Origin of the sequence: Lacticaseibacillus parahuelsenbergensis (assembly GCF_030770265.1) — a bacterium.
Classification (GTDB): Bacteria; Bacillota; Bacilli; order Lactobacillales; family Lactobacillaceae; genus Lacticaseibacillus; species Lacticaseibacillus casei.
The window spans coordinates 663,631-681,223 of the sequence record NZ_CP132482.1 but is presented as its reverse complement, the minus strand read 5'-3'; the positions used below and the strand labels follow the sequence as shown (position 1 = coordinate 681,223).

Genomic DNA, 17,593 nt, shown 5'->3' with positions numbered 1-17,593 from the left:
TTTTTTAAATCGTTTGTTTATTCTGCTTCTTCTAACATGGCTTTTGTCAGCCCGAATTGCCGCATCCGTTCCGGATTAATCACCAATCGCGTCTTGGATGGTTGTTCAACCGACAAATCTTTAACCTTCTTACCCTTCAGCAACTGCACGGCTAGTTTGCCGGTTTGCTTGCCAAGATCTTCGTAGTTGATGCCCACAGTGGCAACTCCGGCCAGCTTAACCATGGTCGCGTCTGCCGGAACCACGGGAATTTTTTCTTTGGTGCTGACTTTACCAATCGTCGCCATGGAAGCTGCCATCGTGTTGTCGGTTGGAATGTAGATGACATCACTTTGTTTCATCAATGCCGATGCACTTTGTTCAACGTCATTGGTTGTCGCTGCGGTTTTTTCAACGGCTGTCAGCCCCAGCTTCTTAATCGCTGCTTTGGCTAGCTTGACTTGAACCTGCGAATTTTGTTCTGCGGCGTTAAACAGCAAGCCGATCTTTTTGGCCTTCGGAAAGACCTTATGAATAAACTTGATCTGGCCAGCCACATCGACTTTATCGGTGACGCCGGTGGCATTTTTATTCGGTTTCTCTGGATTAGTGACTAATCCAGCTGACTTAGGATCAGTGATCGCCGTAAATAACATTGGCGTTTTGGTATCTGCCTTTTGCAACGCTTGAGCAGCCGGAGTCGCAATCGCCAAGTTAAGATCATTCTTGTCGCGGGCGAGGCGCTGGCTCATGGTTTGAAGATTTGATTGATCGCCTTGGGCATTGACGTAATCCAGCTTGATCTTATTGCCCTTGTAACCGGCTTTTGCAAGTTCGTCTGTGAAGCCTTTGCGGGCCGCAGTTAAAGCTTGCTGATCAATGAGTTGTAAAATGCCGACCTTCACCTGACTCTTGTCAGCAGCGGCTTTGGTTGACTTGCCGCAGCCAACTAACGTCATGATGGCTAGTGCGGTTGCTGCGACGGCAGCGATTCGTTTGAGTTTCATTTTTTTCTTCCTCCTGAGATGTTTGGTGAATTGACGTGCTGGTTTGGGCGGGTGGTTCAGTATCCGCAGCACGACTGTGAGCAGACTGGCTCAAATTCTAAAAAGAGACCCACCACTGGATTTCCTCATCCGTGTGGTGGGCCTCTTACTTTTTTCCCGGGAAAGAAAAAGCCACATGGATGAATTCGTCCATGTGGCGGTTAATTGCAAGTGAAATACTCACGGCCATCATGGATACAAACCTGATTGGCTTGTATCCATGAGATACAAACCATTATCCGAAATAGCCGTAATAGTACGCGTGATTAAGTTGTGTTGTTTTGCTTTGTCTCATGATCAACACTCCTTGTGTCCAGAGGTTTGTTCCTTCTGGCTTGTTTCTAAGAGTATCCTCATAATTTCATCTTGTCAACACATATTTTCACGATTATTTTGACCATCTCAGGTTTTGCTCGGTTTAAAATGTCAAAGAAGGTTGTTATACCGGTTACTTCGGTAAGTTAACTTTTTGTTTCACCACTTTTAACATGGCGTCATTTTTCACGGTTTTAACATTGGCCGGTTTTTCGACGGCGAGTTTTTTGACCGAAGTGCCTTTCAGCAGTTTGATTGCCATTTTCGCGGTTTGTTTGCCAAGATCGCGATAGTCAATGCCTTTGGTGATTGTGCCACCATCTTTGACCATGGTCGACGCTGCTGGCACGACCGGAATTTGTTTTTCCTTGGCAACTTTACCAATGGTCGGCATCGCCGCAGCCATTACATTATCTGCCGGTAAATACAATGCGTCGACATCCTTGGCTAGGATTTCGGCTGCCTGTTGAACATCGTTAGTCGTCGCAGCTGTCTTGATCTGGTAACGCAAGCCCAGCTTCTTGAGATGTGCCTTAGCTTGCTTGATCTGATAGACCGAATTGGGTTCGCCGGCGTTGTACATTAGCCCAATCGTTTTGGCTTGCGGAAATGTTTTGTGCAGTAAGTCAATCTGGTCGCTAACAGCAACTAAATCGGTAACGCCAGTGGCATTTTTGTCCGGCTTCGTCAGGTTCGTCACCAATCCGGCTGACTTTGGATCCGTGATAGCGGTGAAAAGCAACGGTGTCTTCTTATCCGCTTTTTGCAGCGCTTGGGCGGCCGGAGTGGCAATGGCGAGATTCACGTCATTCTTCCCGCGCGCCAGCCGATCGCTCATGGTTTTGAGATTCGCCTGATCGCCTTGCGCGTTCACATAATTGATCTTGATGCGCTTTCCTTTGTAGCCGGCCTTGGCGAGTTCCGCCTCAAACCCTTTGCGTGCCTCGGTCAACGCGGTCTGATCCATTAATTGCAAAATACCGACTTTAACAGTTTCTTTGCTGGCGGCTTTCGATTGCTTGCCACAACCCGTTAACGTTAAGCCGATCAGTGCCATGCCAGCCATTGCGAGTAAAAGATGTTTTTTCATGATAGTCCTCCTTGAAGTGACGTTGCGTATTTAACCTGTGACAAAACCGTGAAGACCTTTTTTAGCAGATGACTGGGTACACACGGAAGTTTGGCCTTGACTTACCCTTCCCATAAACACATTCGCCTAATAAAAAGCGGGCCAATCACATTTTTCCATGCGACTGGCCCGTGTTTTCGGTATAGAAAAGCCGCATGGATTATTGTTCATCCATGCGGCGTTGTTGACACATTTAATGTGACAGCCTTATGGATGCAAACCGTTGCTTGCGCGGTTTGCATCTGACTGCAAACCGCTATCCAAAAAAGCTGCCAAAAAAGGTATTCAGTTGTGTTTGCCGATGATTCATCACGGTCAACACTTCCTTCGGTTTTGTATGGGATTAAGAATACCGAATGGAAGATACGTTCGTCAAGAGAAATTTTTAATCTTTTTACAATACGTTTGTTATCTAAAAATCATTTTAAGGTACTGATGATTGGCGGCCGCTACCAATCGATCTACCATACTTAGTCTAAGTGCGCCACTTGCTTGTTGGGCCAACCGAATAAGCGGTGTGTCCAACACGATCGCCTGCTGGAACTTGGCCTCTGGACCGTCTTTGTCAATGTAATCCTTGGTGCGCATTTTAATGACCGTCCGCGCGACCATGCGTAACAGCCACGAATATTTCTGCATTTCGCGTGGCGTGTTCAGGCGCGTGAATTCACCCGGAACAAACTCATGATGTGGCGGTACCTTTTGACCGGTAAGCTGTTCGAAATCGTGCACGGTCGGTTTGCCCGACGGTGTTGTATACCAATCGGGCACGTTTTCAAAATCCGTAAACGCTTGGCCGTGAATTTGAACCGGCAAGACACTGACAATATCCGCAGAACTTGTCCCGATGGCCACGGCTTTTGCGGCATCAGGCAGTTCCCATGTCTGGTTTTGTTCATGCCACTCTTTAAACGCCTGCGCTGGAAGTGCTAACGTAACCGTCACCGTTTCGCCAGCTTTGACGAACACCTTTTTGAAGGCTTTCAGTTCTCTGATTGGCCGCAAAGGACGCGCGGTTTGTTCCTGAACGTAAGCCTGAACCACTTCTGCGCCATCGCGGCTGCCCGTATTCGTCAACTCCACCTGTACAGTCACTGGTTGATCATCGGTGACATGATCGTCAATGAGGCGTGCATTTTTAATCGCAAAAGAGGTATAGCTTAAGCCAAACCCAAACGGAAACGCCACCGGCACCTGAGCTTTGTCGAAGTAGCGGTAGCCAATATACGTGCTTTCGACGTAAGGTACGGAGCGCGTACGATGATCGTAAAGCTCCGCAGATGGTATATCCGCATAATGAATCGGGTAAGTTTCGGCCAACTTACCGCTTGGATTTACTTGTCCGGTCAAGACCCGACCGGCAGCTGCTCCGATCTGTTCACCGCCTAAATACAAATCCAAAACCGCCTGTACCTGATCCAACCATGGCAGCTCAACCGGTGCGCCGGCGACCAACAGAACGACGACATGCGGATTAATTGCAGCAATCGCCTGCAGCAAATCATTTTGAACTTTCGGCAAGGCCATGTTTTGGCGATCAAAACCTTCAGACTCATAGTTATCTGGCAATCCGGCAACAAAAATAACCTTGTCGTGGGTGCGGGCCAGTTCCAGTGCCTGAGCGATTGCTTCCTCATCGACTTGATCATCCAGTCGATAGCCCGCCGCGTAATCATAAGCGATGCCAGCTTGCTTGAGTCCAGTCAAAATCGGCACCTGTTCCGCCGCCTTAATATGCGATGAACCGGCACCTTGGAAGCGGGTCTCTTTGGCCAACTCGCCGACCACGGCTACTTGCTCATTAGCAGCTAAAGGCAAAATTCCGTCATCGTTTTTCAACAGCACGATGGCACTTTCCGCAATTTTTTGCGCTAATTGGGCATGCTGATGTAGTAAGTCCTCACGTGAGCCAATGAACTTAGGTCGCTGTTTACGCGCCATTTTGGCAATATTGGCAGCGGCGCGATCCAGACTGGCAGGCCGCAACTCGCCGGTCTGATAAGCCTTCAACGCCTCTTTGTCAAAAAGGTGCTGATCCCCGGGCATTTCTAAATCCGTACCGGCATTCAGCGAAGCAACCTTATCGTTTAGTGCGCCCCAATCTGTGATGACGGCGCCGTCAAAGCCGAACTGGTTGCGCAGAACCTGCGTCATCAAATAATGATTGTCACTGGCATAGCGACCATTTACTTTATTGTAAGAACACATCACCGATTCCGGATGCCCTTCAGTAACCGCAATGCGAAAGGCTTCCAGATAGATTTCGTGCAGCGCAACCGGATCAATGATCGAATTAGACGACAACCGGCCATTTTCCTGATTATTCGCCGCAAAGTGTTTCAGACAAGCCGCAACCCCTTGCTTTTGAATGCCTTGAATCCAAGCCGCACCAAGTTTCCCGGCCAAAAACGGATCCTCGCTAAAATATTCGAAATTTCGGCCACACAAAGGATTGCGCTTCATATTCACGCCGGGTCCCAACACAACATCAACGCCCAGACTGCGTGCCTCAAGACCGATCGCCTCACCCATTGCAGCAATGAGTTCAGGATCCCAAGACGATGCGCTGGCACTAGCCGTTGGAAAACTAGTACTCGGCACACTGTCATTGATGCCCAGATGATCGGCTTCCGCAGCTTGATAACGCAAACCATGCGGCCCGTCACTCATCCGAATGCTAGGAATACCGTGCTCAGGAAACGCTTCGGAAGACCAGAAGTCTTTTCCTGAAGTCAATTTCACTTTTTCTTCAGTAGTCAGACTATTAAGATTAACTGGCGACACTGAATGATCCATCAAATTACCCCATTTTCAAATTTCTAACTGGCATCTTTGTCTTCCTTAAATCTTAACGTTTTTCGCCCAGAATTTCCCGTTAATGGCCTCATTTTTGGGGAAAAAGACCAGCGAAATGTCACGTTTGCCAAGGCTTATCGAATTAATTGACTATTTTTGACGGAAAGTGACAATCTGCCGCTTATTCCCAAATAAACGCTGGTGGTTGCCAAAAAACCAGCGAAAAAACACGTGTTCTAAAATTTTGTGTCAGATCGTCATAAAAAGTTCACATTTACGGATTATTCTTTTAACCGTAGCAAGGAAGTTTACCCCCTTCTTACTACTACCCCAACCCAACTTTTTTCATTTTTACTCCTCCAAAGTAAAAATAAGTCAGTACCACCCCCAATGGCACTGACACGGGAACCCCGCGCACCCCCAATGCGTGGGGTCTTTTTTTGTTGAGCGCGAACAGGAGCGCTTAGAAATCGGAGTGTAAGTGGCCTCGGGCGTGATGGCCCGGGCTTAGGCCATCGCGACCGAGGTCCTTACACGCAGATTTCTGCGACTGTGAGCGCGTTATAGAACGCGAAAGTCCATCTACATACTTGCCCATAATAGAAAGCCTTCCCGCGTTAACGCGCTCTTGACCAGTTGAAACCTTTATGTGGCAGCCCCCCCACGCCATCAACCGCCTTACAGAACACAACAGTCCACCTACATACTTACAAACCAAAAAACACGACCCCCGCCCGATGACCAGCCACACCACACCGCCAACCATCGAACCAAGGATCGTGTTTTGCTTTACTCACCCAAACAACCAACCGCACCATCACGCATCCGCATCACGCACCGTAATCCGATCCTGCAGCGCAGTCGGCCGTTCCAGCTGATCAAGAATCGCCAGCGCCATATTTCCAGTGGTAATGTGGCTCTGTCCATCTTCGCCAACCAACAAGGTATCCTTACCGGCAACATAACTCGTGGCCGGCCCAGTCGGAAACGCCTCGCTCGCTGAAATCCCGATCCAGTTAACATTATCGGTCATCTGCAAGAACCGATATTCATAATACTGATACTTAGCACCGTCATACCACGGCTGGCTTGCAGCACTTTCAGGAAAATCAAGAATCATGGGATGATCCGCGCCCGGCATCGACAGACTTGCGCTACCCAGAATGAAAACCGCTAAAGTGTCCGTATTCCGTAACAAACTAATCAGGTGGGTCGCAAAGTCCAAATGCAAATACCCGCGACCGGATCCCCACGGTACACTCAGCGCATCCACAACGGCATCAACGTTATCTAAATCAGCTTCTGTCAACTCCAGTGGTGCCTTCACCAATGTCGGCACATTTTGGCCAAGTCGACTGGCCGCTTTTTGCGTGTCCCGAACGACTGCCAACACTTCATGACCACGCCGCTGCGCCTCGGCAACGATCGCGCTCCCAGCCCGGCCAGTTGCACCTAAAACAGCTATTTTCATGTTCCTACCTCATTTCGTTTACGCTTACCAACCAGATTTGATTTCATTCTAGCATGCATTTGATGAAAGCGGCTGATTCAACCTTCTCTGTGGCAAAAATGAGAATAAAACTTCCTTATATGCCTGTTTATGCGGTACACTTAAAATAACCGGATAGAATGTGAGAGGATATTAAATGTCAATCGAAACGAGTCTAACTTACCAAAAAAAATTCTTCAGTGATTTTACCGATGCCTGGCATAAAAAATCACGTTATCGCTTATATCAGGGAATCGATGCAACCGCCGAAAACTTGCGGCTAGACATCGAAGAAGCCCCTGGTTACATCTTAGCCTACGACAAAAGTGCCCAAGCTGAGTTGCACGACTTTTTGCAAATCGGATTCATTGATTTTTTGCGTCAGCACATTCCTTTTTTTGAGGTCAACGACCAAGGAATCGTCTATTTCGGTAACTGGTACCACCGTCGTGACTTCGGTCATATCAACGTTATTTTACGCGCCATCACCCAGTCCACCGATGAGCAGCGCAAAATTCTGCCACAATTGGAAGCCTTCTCTGCCGACCCTGACCATTATCTGGATCGGCAACTAGATGCGATGCGCAAGGAAGTGTATCGCGATGTTGATTCGCTGCACACGCAAATCGATAATCTCGAAGCCGAGGCTGCGCCGGAACGCGACCAACCTGCGCAAGGCGGTAGCGGATTCCGCGGCTTGTTGAAGAACTTCATAGATCCAAACGATGACGATGATCCTGCACCGACATCCCGATCTTCAGCCGCAGACGCTTCACAACTCAAAGCCCGCTTTGACAAAGAAAAGCTGGCTGCTGATGACACCTTCGACAAGCGCAAACGCGAACTGGAAGTTTCTGCAGCCATCACGCGCTATGAATATCAGGCCGTCATGAATACTTACAGTTCCGTTGCTGAATTTGAAAATGTCCTTGCCAATCTAAAGGACGATTTCATGCAGTCATTAAAGCTTGAAGGAGGCCGCACGAATGCTTAATCTGAATGACACACATCTGGCTGCCTTAATTGCCAAGCCCCTATCTGTTTCCCAATTACGGCAACAAATTAGTACCGCTTATCAAACCGAAACCGACCGTCTGGCTGATTCCCCACTATGGGGCGCCAATGACGACGCTTTGACGGCATTATTAGCCAGCTACACCGGCCTCATGCGCGATAAGCTCTATCAGACGTTGCAAAACATGGCGTCAATTCCGGCCAACTTTTTGCAAACGTTGTGGTTCAAAGATACAACGACCGATTCACAGCATAGCGAAATCACGCTCATTCAGGCAACCGAAAACGACAATAACACCTTATTGACGATTGTGAATCCTTTAAGCGCCGATGCGACGCTCAAAGCGGTCAATCTGCCAACCTTATTGCAGATAACCGCAAGCGACAGCCATGCGTTGCCGTACGATGACGATGAAGTCAAGGCACTTTCTGCGTTGACCAAGGCGCTTAACCAAGGTGGCTACAAGTTCTCATCAATTGATGAAACAGTCTTACAACCTGTCAACGGGCTACACTTTAAGACCCGTTTTGACAACCTCAAGCCATTAGTTGCCAAAAAGACGGTTGTCAAAGCAGGCACCTTTAGCATTAATGTCACCTTAGATCTTGAAAGCAAAGTGCTCGATTATCAGATTCTGGATGAGGACGGCCACGATTGGAAAGATCTGGGTTCGGAAGATGTGAAAAGTGATCGCTTCGAATGGGCATCGACGACAATTCCGGAAGAACTGGTCAATCACCATCTCAAATTAGTCGTGCGGGTTGCTGCCGGCAATAACTCTCCTGCTTTAGACGAACTATTTGTCATTGCGTCAAACAATGCGATTTTGATGCGGCAAGGCAAACAAAAAGGTGTCTACGAATTACCGCTGCCCAATCAAAAACTCTTTACAGTTCTGATTGATCCTGATAATAATATGGTTTATCTGAAGTATCCGGATCCGGAAACTCAGGTAATTGAATTAAACCGGCAGTATCCGTTTATTGGCGAATGGCTTAAAGCCGTATTGCCGCAGAAACGGGCGTTTAATTAAAGTTAATCATCACAGATCAGGCAGCTTAACGTGTTCGCTGGCGCAGAAGTCTGCATGTAAGGATCTCGGTCGCGATGGGCAAAACCCCGCCATCACGGCCGAGGCCGCTTACACTCCGACTTCTAACCGGGCCAGCTCACGCTCACAATTTGTTGGGAGGTTTTTCCATGGCTAATGAATTTCCGCAAGTAATGACGATTGGCGGTACGGATAGCGACGGCAGTGCCGGCGTTCAAGCCGATTTGCATAGCTTCTTTATGCGCGGTGTGTATGGTGCCACCGTTTTGACCGCTGCTGTTGCCGGCAATTCCTATGGCATTCAGGACAGCATGGTGATGCCATTGCCGTTCATCGATGCCCAATTCAAGTCGTTGGCCGCTGACCTGAAGATTCGCGCGGCCAAAACCGGGATGTTGGCTGATCGCGCTTTGGTGCAGGATATTATCAAGAACTGGCAGCAATATGATTTTGGCGCGTTGGTAGTTGACCCGGTCATTATCACCAAACATGGTGCCATGCTCTTGGAGCAAGACGCGTACGACGCCGTCAAAAATGACCTCATCCCGCTGGCAACCGTTGTGACGCCGAATCACTATGAAGCCGAGCATCTTACCGGCATGAAACTTGATACGGATGCCAACATCGAAGCAGCCGCGCATCAATTGCAAGATTCCGGAGCTAAGAATGTCGTCCTAAAAGGCGCACACGATAATCCTGAGCAAAAAGAAGTTCGCGACTTCGTGTTGCTGGAAAGCGGCAAAACCTTCTGGCTAAGCGAACCTTACCACAATACCGATCGGGTCAATGGCACCGGCGATACACTGTCAGCCGTCGTTACCGCTGAAATCGGTAAGGGTAACACGATCGAAGACGCCATTCGGATTGCCAAACGCTTTACGAACCAGGCGATCGGTCATCCCATTGCCGTTGGTCACCAATATGGACCGATTAATCACTGGGCCAATCAGATCGTTTACCCGCAAAACTGATCAAAGCGCAGCGTTGCAAAACAAAATCGGTGCAGGAAACCCAAACAGTTTCCTGCACCGATTTTAGTTTGGCCACCTTAACCGTTTAATAACACAATTATCGATTAGTTATAGACGACATGCTCTTCATCAATCTGTCCAAAGTTTTCGTCTAACGCGACTCGCAAAAGTACAGGGGCTGTTTTCGAATACCCAGCCACATAAACTTCACGATGGCGATCATTGTACTTCGGCACCAGCTGATTGTCCGCGATCGTTGTTTGAATCCGCGTCAAGGCAGCCGCGCTATCGTCCAGCGGCGTGTCGCTAAAGCTCTGAATCTCAAAACCTTCTGCCAACTGTTCAAAATGCAGCTGTTTGGCGATGGCTGGATCAAAATCAAGTTGCGCTAACGCAGCCGCAAATTGCGCCTTTTCAATAAACAACGGCTGCTTAAGCCATATCCTGAAAACATGCCGACTGCTGATTTTGTCGCCGCCAGACCAAACTGCCTGCAACGGATAAGGTCGGTATGCCTTAAAGTTCGGAATCTTAATGCCAACGTTAGGACCTTCGCTGATTTGCTTGGCCACTGCCGTAACCGCGGCTGCCAAATCGGTAAATGTTGCATCAGCTAATCGATTCGGCGCAACCCTCATCGCCGTGATATAACTCCGCGTGGTTAATTTAACAAAACTTGGTGTTGCCGAACGCGAATATTCGTCCTGTTCGACTTCCTCCCAATTGAATTCACTCATTTTATTGTCCCCTCTCTGTAAGCGCTTATCACATTCCTGCCACAGAGTTTAGCGATGTTGGCGGTGAAACACAATTAATTTGTCTGGGGCTTGAGTTAGTGCTTCTGGAGCTAATTGAAAAAAAGATTCATGGGAACTGACCCATGAATCGGTAAAACACCTTCAGTACTTAGTTGTAATGGTTTTTACAAGCGACAATTACGAGATGCTCATCTTTGACCGTATATACCAAGCGGTCTTTGCCATTGATTCTTCTTGACCAACCATCCTGATATTTCAATGGTTCGGGATCGCCCAAGCCATTCCCTAATCCCTCTCTCTGAATGGACTTAATGAGATTGTTGATGCGTTTTAAAGTTTTTCGATCCTCATTTTGCCAAGCGATATACTCCTTCCAAGCTTCGTCTAAAAATTCTACCGATTTCAATTGCTACTCCCCGCTGTTTAATAAATGGTGAGAATGGACATCTTGATCGTTGGCCACTTTTTTAAAACGGCGATCAAGTTCAGCCTGATTAGCATCATTATAAAACGGATCTTTAACCTCAAATGGTAATCCGCCTTCAGCGATACTCTTCTTAATGAAAATATTTATAGCCGTTGATAAATTAAGTCCTAAACCATCAAATATCTTAGCGGCTTGTTGCTTATCAGCTTGGCTGGTCTTTACAGAAATAGTTACTTTCTTTTTTTCAGTATCTAACAATGATCTCACCTCACTGTTATGTTAACACGATAACCATACATTGTAAACTAAAAGGCGAACATTGAGCTACTATGTCTGTCCATCGTCATAAACGATACTGATTTACTGAAAGATTTCAGTCATAATCGCCACTCATTCTGGTGTTCATTTGTATAGACCTATAATGACCAATCACTGATTGCAAAGAGATGCTTGTTACAAATATGATGGAACAAGCACTTTGAAAAGGATCTTAGCAACCAAAACCTATTTACCACTCTGATATGGTGCTGAATCTAGCGGCTTTTAAGCTTATCCTTTAGATTGATTCATATCCCCATGCGGTGTATTAGCCTAATGATACACCGTTTGACCGAATGATCTGCTGATACCAATAGAAACTGTCCTTCTTATAACGTTTTAAATCTAGCAGATCTTCATCAGTCCGATTAACGTAAACAAATCCATATCGTTTGCGGAAACCATTTGTAGTGCTCAACAAATCCATAAACGACCAAGGTTCGTATCCGATAACATCAACACCTTCATCAATGGCTAAACGTAACTCTTTTAAGTGATCACTAATGAAGTCAATCCGGTAATCATCGTGCACTCTTTTATCAGCAGTCAGAGTTTCAACACCACCAATGCCATTTTCAGTAATCATCAACGGCACCTGATAACGATCATATACCTGGTGTAACAAGATTCTTAACCCCATTGGATCAATCTCCCAATGCCAAGCATTGCTAGGGAGATGACTGTTTTCGACTTCTTGATAAAGTCCGGGTCTAGTTTCGCCTACTCGCATTTCTTTCCCGGTGACGCTTGCTCGAGGTGCAGCATAGTCTGTCCCAGTAGGAACGGCGCGAACCGTTTTGCTCTCGTAGTAGTTAATTCCCAGATAATCTGGCTTCGCCTGCGGGTCCATTAAAATTGTTTGATCATTTGGCTGCATTTGCGGAACCAGATCATACTCAGTCAAATAATTAAGCACTTCAGGATGGTACGTTCCCCTGAAATAAAGATCATTAAAAAAGTCATTCCGGAAAACTGTAGCTTTGTGGGCAGCCAAAACATCTTCAGGTTTTGCTGAAAGGGCATAATAAGGTGACAACCCGATGGCAGGCCCAATAACAGCCCCCGGCATCATTTGGTGGGCACGCTTAATGGCTGTGGCGTTTGCCAACATCATATGATGGTTCATTTGAAACTTCACGCGTTCTTCCGACTCATCCCCACTGAGGTTTAGCAAATACGGAAGTGCAAACATATTACTTTGTTCATTGATTGTGAGCCAATACTTAACCTGATGACCAAAGGCCTTAAACAAGACATAGCAATAATGATCAAAATCTTTGATAATTTGACGCGATCGCCAACCTCCATATTTATCTTGGAGTGCCTGCGGTAAATCAAAGTGATAGATGGTGACAACCGGCTCAATATTTGCCGCTAAAAGTTCACCAATCAGATCTCGATAAAACTTAATTCCTTTAGGGTTAACGGCGCCATCTCCATCAGGAATAATCCGGGGCCAAGCAATCGAGAATCGATACGAATTCATTCCCAGTTCTTTCATCAATGCGACATCCTCACGCCAATGATGGTAGTGATCAGACGCTACGGACGTATCTGTATAGTTTTCGTTGATACTATTGTCGACAATTGATCGCGTCTTGCCATCACCATCACGTTCGCCTTCGAATTGATAGGCAGAAGTCGCCCCGCCCCACAAAAAACCATCGGGAAATTCTTCCGGCATTTTTATTCCTCCTTAAAATCGACCCGCTTGAAAAGTCGAATTAACTGTTTAGCAATATTCATCTCACTCATAATTGTCATCAGTGTGTCTTGAGCGTGGGAAAACAAGACCGAATATGGAATCTCAGTGCCTTGGGCCGCAGCTTGAATCGTATTCGTTTGCGATTCATGAGCTTTCTTAATGTTTTCTTGGGCCGCAGCTAACAAATCTGTTGCAGCTTCGAATTTTTGATCCCCAATCTTTTCTAAAGCATCGCTGATCTGATTACGAGCATCTCCAGCATGCAGGATAATCTGCATACTTACCTTATTAATTTCGTCTTCACTCATGATTTCGTTCATTATTGTGTGACCTCCTCTAAATCATTATCAGACGTAGCTACATGTTTATTCGTTTTTTTCGATTTTTTAGCTAACGCCTTCGCAGCTTCTTTTTCCACGAGCTGGTGATCATAAACCCTAAAGAATGGGTACCAAACAAGTGTTGCAATGATTAAATTCAACACCATTAACAGAATGCCACGAAGATCAAGATTGAAGATATATGTCGAGGCGCCAATCGGCAAGTACCACATTTGATTCATTTTGTCTGGAATCGTCACCATGCCGAAATGCATGGCCAACCAGGTGATTGCGGGCAAAATAATGCCATTAATCCACATAGGAATCATCATAATTGGATTGAATGCAACCGGAGCCCCAAAAATGGTTGGTTCATTAATATTGAAAATTGTAGGAACTAAGACAGTGCCACCGATGACTCGCAAACGTTTGGACTTTGCCATAAAAGCCATCATGAACACTAAGCCAAAAGTGGCCCCCATACCTCCGAGGTTAATCCAACCAGCAGCCACCTCCATCGTGTTAATATTGGTTGCTGCATGACCAGCGGCTACTAAGTTAGCATTTTGTTGAATGCCTTGAACCCATACCCCATACAAAATGGGATACAGAACCCAAGCGCTGACCCCAAAGGAGTAAAAGAAGAAGCCCAAAAATGTGAAGAAAACAAATCCCCAAAAACTCTGAGCCGAAGCCGTCAATGGCTTGAACAGCGCATTGATTAAAGTGAAGAGATCCATATTTAGTTGAAAGGTGAATAACCACCCCACTAACAAAATCAACGTAACAGGAATTAAAGAATCAAACCAAACGACAATAAAGTCTGGTAAAGCATCATTGTTTTTAAAGAACGAGAACTTACTAAAGATGAACATGATGAAAGCCGTAAATAGTCCGGCGATCAATGCAACAAACATTCCGACGCCACCAAAACGCTCAAATGAGAAGGAAATAGTTGCACCATCAGCAGAAAACTTAGGGAAAATGGCAATTAAATAAAGCGCGGCCCCAGCACACCCAGCAACAATTGTCTTATCTAGAACCTTTTTACGCTGCATGATGTAATAAGGAATCAAAAAGGCGATGAATAGACTCATGATCCCAAAGGAAAAATTGTTGATCATCGTAAAGTCGGGAATTGCGGGAACAACCATCTTCAAAAGAGAAAGCAAGGTCATCAAGGAACCCACTAAGATGAGTGGTAAGACACCCATGATCGCGTCTTGAATACCAGCAACCCAAGCATTCCCAGTGATTTTGTTCATCTTAGGCGTGAAGGATTCATTCATCCAATTAATAAAGCCGTTCATGTTTAGCCCTCCCCTAACATGTCCTCAATCTGCTCATAAACTGCTTGGCCATCCATCATGCCATAGTCATCTTCATCAATTAGTTCCATTGGAATCTTCTTAGGGTCTGTCATCGACCTAATTTCATCTTCCATGTAGGCTAAATGTGGTCCGACTAGTAAAGCATCAATGTCATTAATGTAATTCGATAACTCGGATTCACTGCGCGCTTCGATCTTAAGGTCTGCGCCTTGCTTCTTGGCATACTTCCGAATATTGGCTGCCAAAAAACCACTTGATGCTCCGCCGCCACAAACCAATAAAACAAACTTCGTCATTTTGAACACCCTTTCCTTGTTTACAAATTCATTGTAAAGCGCATACAATGAATCTGCGCATCAACAATTTTCCGCCAAGAAAAGGATGGAGGAACGAGGAAAATGGTAAAGAGGCAAGAGGCACAAGATTTACTATTACATTTACTTCAAGAGGCAGCGCCAAAATTTTTAAGCGGAAAATACTTGGCTTCTGCACTTTCCGTTACGACTCGAACCGTCCGAAACTATGTCTCAGCTCTGACCGCAGAAGGTTATACTATCACCTCTTCGAAGACCGGTTATCGTTTCGAAAAAGGGGTTTTGCAGCGCAGATTTGCCTTTAATAGTGACAGCCTGAATATTATCCACGCTCTGTTGTACGATAGGCGTCAACGCGTAACACGTGTCGCCTTGGCAGTAAATCTGCACATCAGTGAGGCAACCCTAGATCGGCGATTATCTGAACTTAGCGAATTCCTTCAAGGGAAAAATATCACGTTAAAGTCCAAAAGTGGCGAAGTCTACTTGCAAGGTTCTGAACTAGCAAAACGCCATTTGATGTATTTACTTCTCGATCAGGAAAGCCAGCAAAATATCTTAAAAGAATTCACATTACCTGAAGAGCAGCAACTCGGATTGAAGAAAATCCTGCTAGAGACTACTGCTAAACATCACTTACACCTCGACAGCGGTACACTCAACAACATTCTTCTTCACCTCAGTATTGCTTTATATCGCATCACCCACACACATCAAATCGACATATCCATCAACGAACGGATTCACAAACAATTAATTAACACGGGCGCAATGACAATCGCCCAAGAAATTGCAACCCAAATCAAAAGTAACTTTGACATTCAAATGCCCACTCCGGAAATTGATAATATTGGATTGTTGCTCCTAGACTCTTTACACGCTTCACAACCAAACGAAACCCAGCTCAAAGACTTGGTCGCACCACGTTTCTATCTTCTTGCACTCTTACTACTCAAAAATATCGATGATACCTACTCGTTATCACTAACTCAAAATACAACCTTCATTTCGAGATTTGCACTTCATATTCAGAATCTTTATACCCGGTTAAAAGCGAATATCGAAGAATCGCAGCCTGTCAAAAAGACAATCAAAAAGAAGTTCCCCTTTATTTACGACATCGCTGTTTTCATCTGCGCTCAAATCTCTGACATCTTCGAACAACGAGTTCCCGAGAGCGAAATCGATTTTATTGCGATGCACATTGGGACTTTATTAATGTCGACTACCAAGCCGCAGCCGGTTTCTTTTTACCTCGTTGACAAAAACTATTTGAACAGCAATCGTGCAATTGTTGAAAAACTTCACTCTAAGTTTGGCAATACTATTTCGATCTCGAAAGTATTTCAGACTTACAGCGCTCTGCCAAAGGAAATTGATTATTCACGCGTGCTTGGCACTGCCATCCCAGTACCAAGTTCGCAAGTCCTCCAACTTTCCCCATTTATTGATCAGCGTGATGTTGATGCCATCCAAAGGCGAATTAAGCAACTCAACGATCGATCAAACTCAGACAAAATCCTACACTACATTGAGACCTTCCTGCCTGAAAGCTTAGTATTCAGAGAAAAGTATTTTGATAACGCTTCTGGCTGCATTAGCTGGCTGTGCGATCAAATGCAAAGTGCAGGGCTGGTCGAACCGGCATTCAAGAGCAACGTTTTGAAAAGAGAAGCGTTGTCATCAACTTCATTTATAAAAGATATTGCGGTCCCTCATCCGCTAAAACCAATGACACAGCAAACCTCGCTCGCACTTATTCTTAATCAGGCACCCATGAAGTGGGGTGACTCATCGGTTCGAGTTGTGCTGCTCCTTGGACTTAGTCCAAATGACCATCAAAAATTCCAATCTATTTTTGATGCCTTCATTTCCGTTCTTTCAAACGAAGAAACGGTTGAAAGTCTCTTAGCTGCCGAAAAATATGCTGATATTATCAAAATTTTGCGAGATAATGTCGTTTTTGCAAACTAAAAGACCCTGAAGTTCCGGATGTCCGAATGCTTCAGGGTCTTCAGTTTGAGATTAAAATTATGATCCCATCTCGTGTATATTTGCTATTTTTGCTTACTACCAAACAACTGCAAAATCCCCATCACGACCAGCAATCCGCCAAACAGCGAGAAGACCATCATCACGGTTCTAAATGGGTTAATCACCATGATCGCCCCGATAATGATGAGGGCGACGCCATAGACGATGGTTGGCCACGGTGCGACATTTACATATTGCTGCTGATGACGGGCACTCATAATTTTATTGATGCCATAAACGATCAGCACAATGCCGATGATAAACGGCCCCATGCTCATCAGTGGCATGACAATCGCCGGTAATAGCAGGGCTACTAACAGATAGACGATGCCTGTAAAAAGCGATGTGCTATAAGTTCCGGAGCGCTTTTTAGCCGAAAAGCCGTCGATCAGCTTAGGAATGGCCGCAACAATCAACACCGCAGCCACGATCCATAGAAAACTCCGATAGACTTGGTGGGGTTCAATTAAAATCCAGACCCCGATCAGAATCATAAGCAGGCCGCGTAACCACGACCACCGTTGAAGACGATCAAACATTGCTTGCATATATCCGATGCTCCCTTGTTTTACTAATTAAAGCATAGCATATTGCC

16 protein-coding genes are annotated in these 17,593 nt (G+C 45.8%); 4 read left to right on the top strand and 12 right to left on the bottom strand.

What is annotated here, in order from left to right; all coding sequences use genetic code 11:
* Nucleotides 1–17: 17 nt before the first annotated feature.
* The 4 genes from LACPH_RS03200 to LACPH_RS03185 all read right to left on the bottom strand — a co-directional run bounded on the left by LACPH_RS03200 (nucleotide 18) and on the right by LACPH_RS03185 (nucleotide 6,736).
* Nucleotides 18–986: an ABC transporter substrate-binding protein gene (locus LACPH_RS03200; RefSeq protein WP_274784485.1), complete on the bottom strand. Its 969-nt coding sequence runs from the start codon at nucleotides 984–986 to the stop codon at nucleotides 18–20.
* A 487-nt stretch (nucleotides 987–1,473) separates the two neighbouring features.
* Nucleotides 1,474–2,430 (bottom strand): ABC transporter substrate-binding protein, encoded by a 957-nt coding sequence (locus LACPH_RS03195; protein ID WP_274784484.1) that lies wholly within the window; start codon nucleotides 2,428–2,430, stop codon nucleotides 1,474–1,476.
* 447 nt (nucleotides 2,431–2,877) lie between these two features.
* The gene (locus LACPH_RS03190; RefSeq protein WP_274784483.1) at nucleotides 2,878–5,265 is read right to left on the bottom strand and encodes a beta-glucosidase family protein; all 2,388 of its coding nucleotides are present in this window, start codon (nucleotides 5,263–5,265) and stop codon (nucleotides 2,878–2,880) included.
* A gap of 817 nt (nucleotides 5,266–6,082) precedes the next feature.
* Nucleotides 6,083–6,736, bottom strand: a complete 654-nt coding sequence (locus LACPH_RS03185) for an NAD(P)H-binding protein (protein ID WP_049171545.1) — start codon at nucleotides 6,734–6,736, stop codon at nucleotides 6,083–6,085.
* 175 nt (nucleotides 6,737–6,911) lie between these two features.
* Between LACPH_RS03185 and LACPH_RS03180 the strand changes: the two genes are divergently transcribed.
* The 3 genes from LACPH_RS03180 (at nucleotide 6,912) to thiD (ending at nucleotide 9,791) form a co-directional block, all read left to right on the top strand.
* Complete coding sequence (locus tag LACPH_RS03180; RefSeq protein WP_274784482.1) at nucleotides 6,912–7,748, top strand: SbcC family exonuclease; 837 nt, start codon at nucleotides 6,912–6,914, stop codon at nucleotides 7,746–7,748.
* On the top strand, nucleotides 7,741–8,802 hold the full coding sequence (locus LACPH_RS03175; protein WP_274784481.1) for a hypothetical protein: 1,062 nt from the start codon (nucleotides 7,741–7,743) through the stop codon (nucleotides 8,800–8,802). The genes LACPH_RS03180 and LACPH_RS03175 overlap by 8 nt, the downstream gene beginning before the upstream one ends.
* Before the next feature lie 167 nt (nucleotides 8,803–8,969).
* Nucleotides 8,970–9,791, top strand: a complete 822-nt coding sequence (gene thiD, locus LACPH_RS03170; protein WP_274784480.1) for a bifunctional hydroxymethylpyrimidine kinase/phosphomethylpyrimidine kinase — start codon at nucleotides 8,970–8,972, stop codon at nucleotides 9,789–9,791.
* Between the two features lie 104 nt (nucleotides 9,792–9,895).
* On the opposite strand, the gene LACPH_RS03165 is transcribed toward thiD, so the two are convergent.
* The 7 genes from LACPH_RS03165 to LACPH_RS03135 form a co-directional block, all read right to left on the bottom strand.
* Complete coding sequence (locus LACPH_RS03165) at nucleotides 9,896–10,528, bottom strand: hypothetical protein (protein ID WP_306387250.1); 633 nt, start codon at nucleotides 10,526–10,528, stop codon at nucleotides 9,896–9,898.
* Between the two features lie 169 nt (nucleotides 10,529–10,697).
* Nucleotides 10,698–10,955: a Txe/YoeB family addiction module toxin gene (locus LACPH_RS03160; RefSeq protein WP_274784478.1), complete on the bottom strand. Its 258-nt coding sequence runs from the start codon at nucleotides 10,953–10,955 to the stop codon at nucleotides 10,698–10,700.
* A gap of 3 nt (nucleotides 10,956–10,958) precedes the next feature.
* Entirely contained in the window at nucleotides 10,959–11,243 is a 285-nt protein-coding gene (locus LACPH_RS03155; protein WP_274784477.1) for a type II toxin-antitoxin system RelB/DinJ family antitoxin, read from the bottom strand.
* 319 nt (nucleotides 11,244–11,562) lie between these two features.
* The gene (locus tag LACPH_RS03150) at nucleotides 11,563–12,978 is read right to left on the bottom strand and encodes a glycoside hydrolase family 1 protein (protein ID WP_274784476.1); all 1,416 of its coding nucleotides are present in this window, start codon (nucleotides 12,976–12,978) and stop codon (nucleotides 11,563–11,565) included.
* Between the two features lie 2 nt (nucleotides 12,979–12,980).
* Nucleotides 12,981–13,319, bottom strand: a complete 339-nt coding sequence (locus LACPH_RS03145) for a PTS lactose/cellobiose transporter subunit IIA (RefSeq protein ID WP_274784475.1) — start codon at nucleotides 13,317–13,319, stop codon at nucleotides 12,981–12,983.
* A complete protein-coding gene (locus LACPH_RS03140; RefSeq protein ID WP_306387679.1) occupies nucleotides 13,319–14,584 on the bottom strand; it encodes a PTS sugar transporter subunit IIC in 1,266 nt (421 codons plus the stop codon). The genes LACPH_RS03145 and LACPH_RS03140 overlap by 1 nt, the downstream gene beginning before the upstream one ends.
* 47 nt (nucleotides 14,585–14,631) lie before the next feature.
* A complete protein-coding gene (locus tag LACPH_RS03135) occupies nucleotides 14,632–14,946 on the bottom strand; it encodes a PTS sugar transporter subunit IIB (RefSeq protein WP_274784473.1) in 315 nt (104 codons plus the stop codon).
* 102 nt (nucleotides 14,947–15,048) lie between these two features.
* On the opposite strand from LACPH_RS03135, the gene LACPH_RS03130 reads away from it, so the two are divergent.
* Nucleotides 15,049–16,938 carry a BglG family transcription antiterminator gene (locus LACPH_RS03130; RefSeq protein WP_274784472.1) on the top strand — a complete coding sequence of 630 codons (1,890 nt, stop codon included), beginning with the start codon at nucleotides 15,049–15,051 and terminating at the stop codon, nucleotides 16,936–16,938.
* Between the two features lie 83 nt (nucleotides 16,939–17,021).
* Here LACPH_RS03130 and LACPH_RS03125 read toward each other — a convergent pair whose 3' ends face one another.
* A complete protein-coding gene (locus tag LACPH_RS03125) occupies nucleotides 17,022–17,546 on the bottom strand; it encodes an HdeD family acid-resistance protein (RefSeq protein ID WP_274784471.1) in 525 nt (174 codons plus the stop codon).
* Nucleotides 17,547–17,593: the final 47 nt, after the last annotated feature.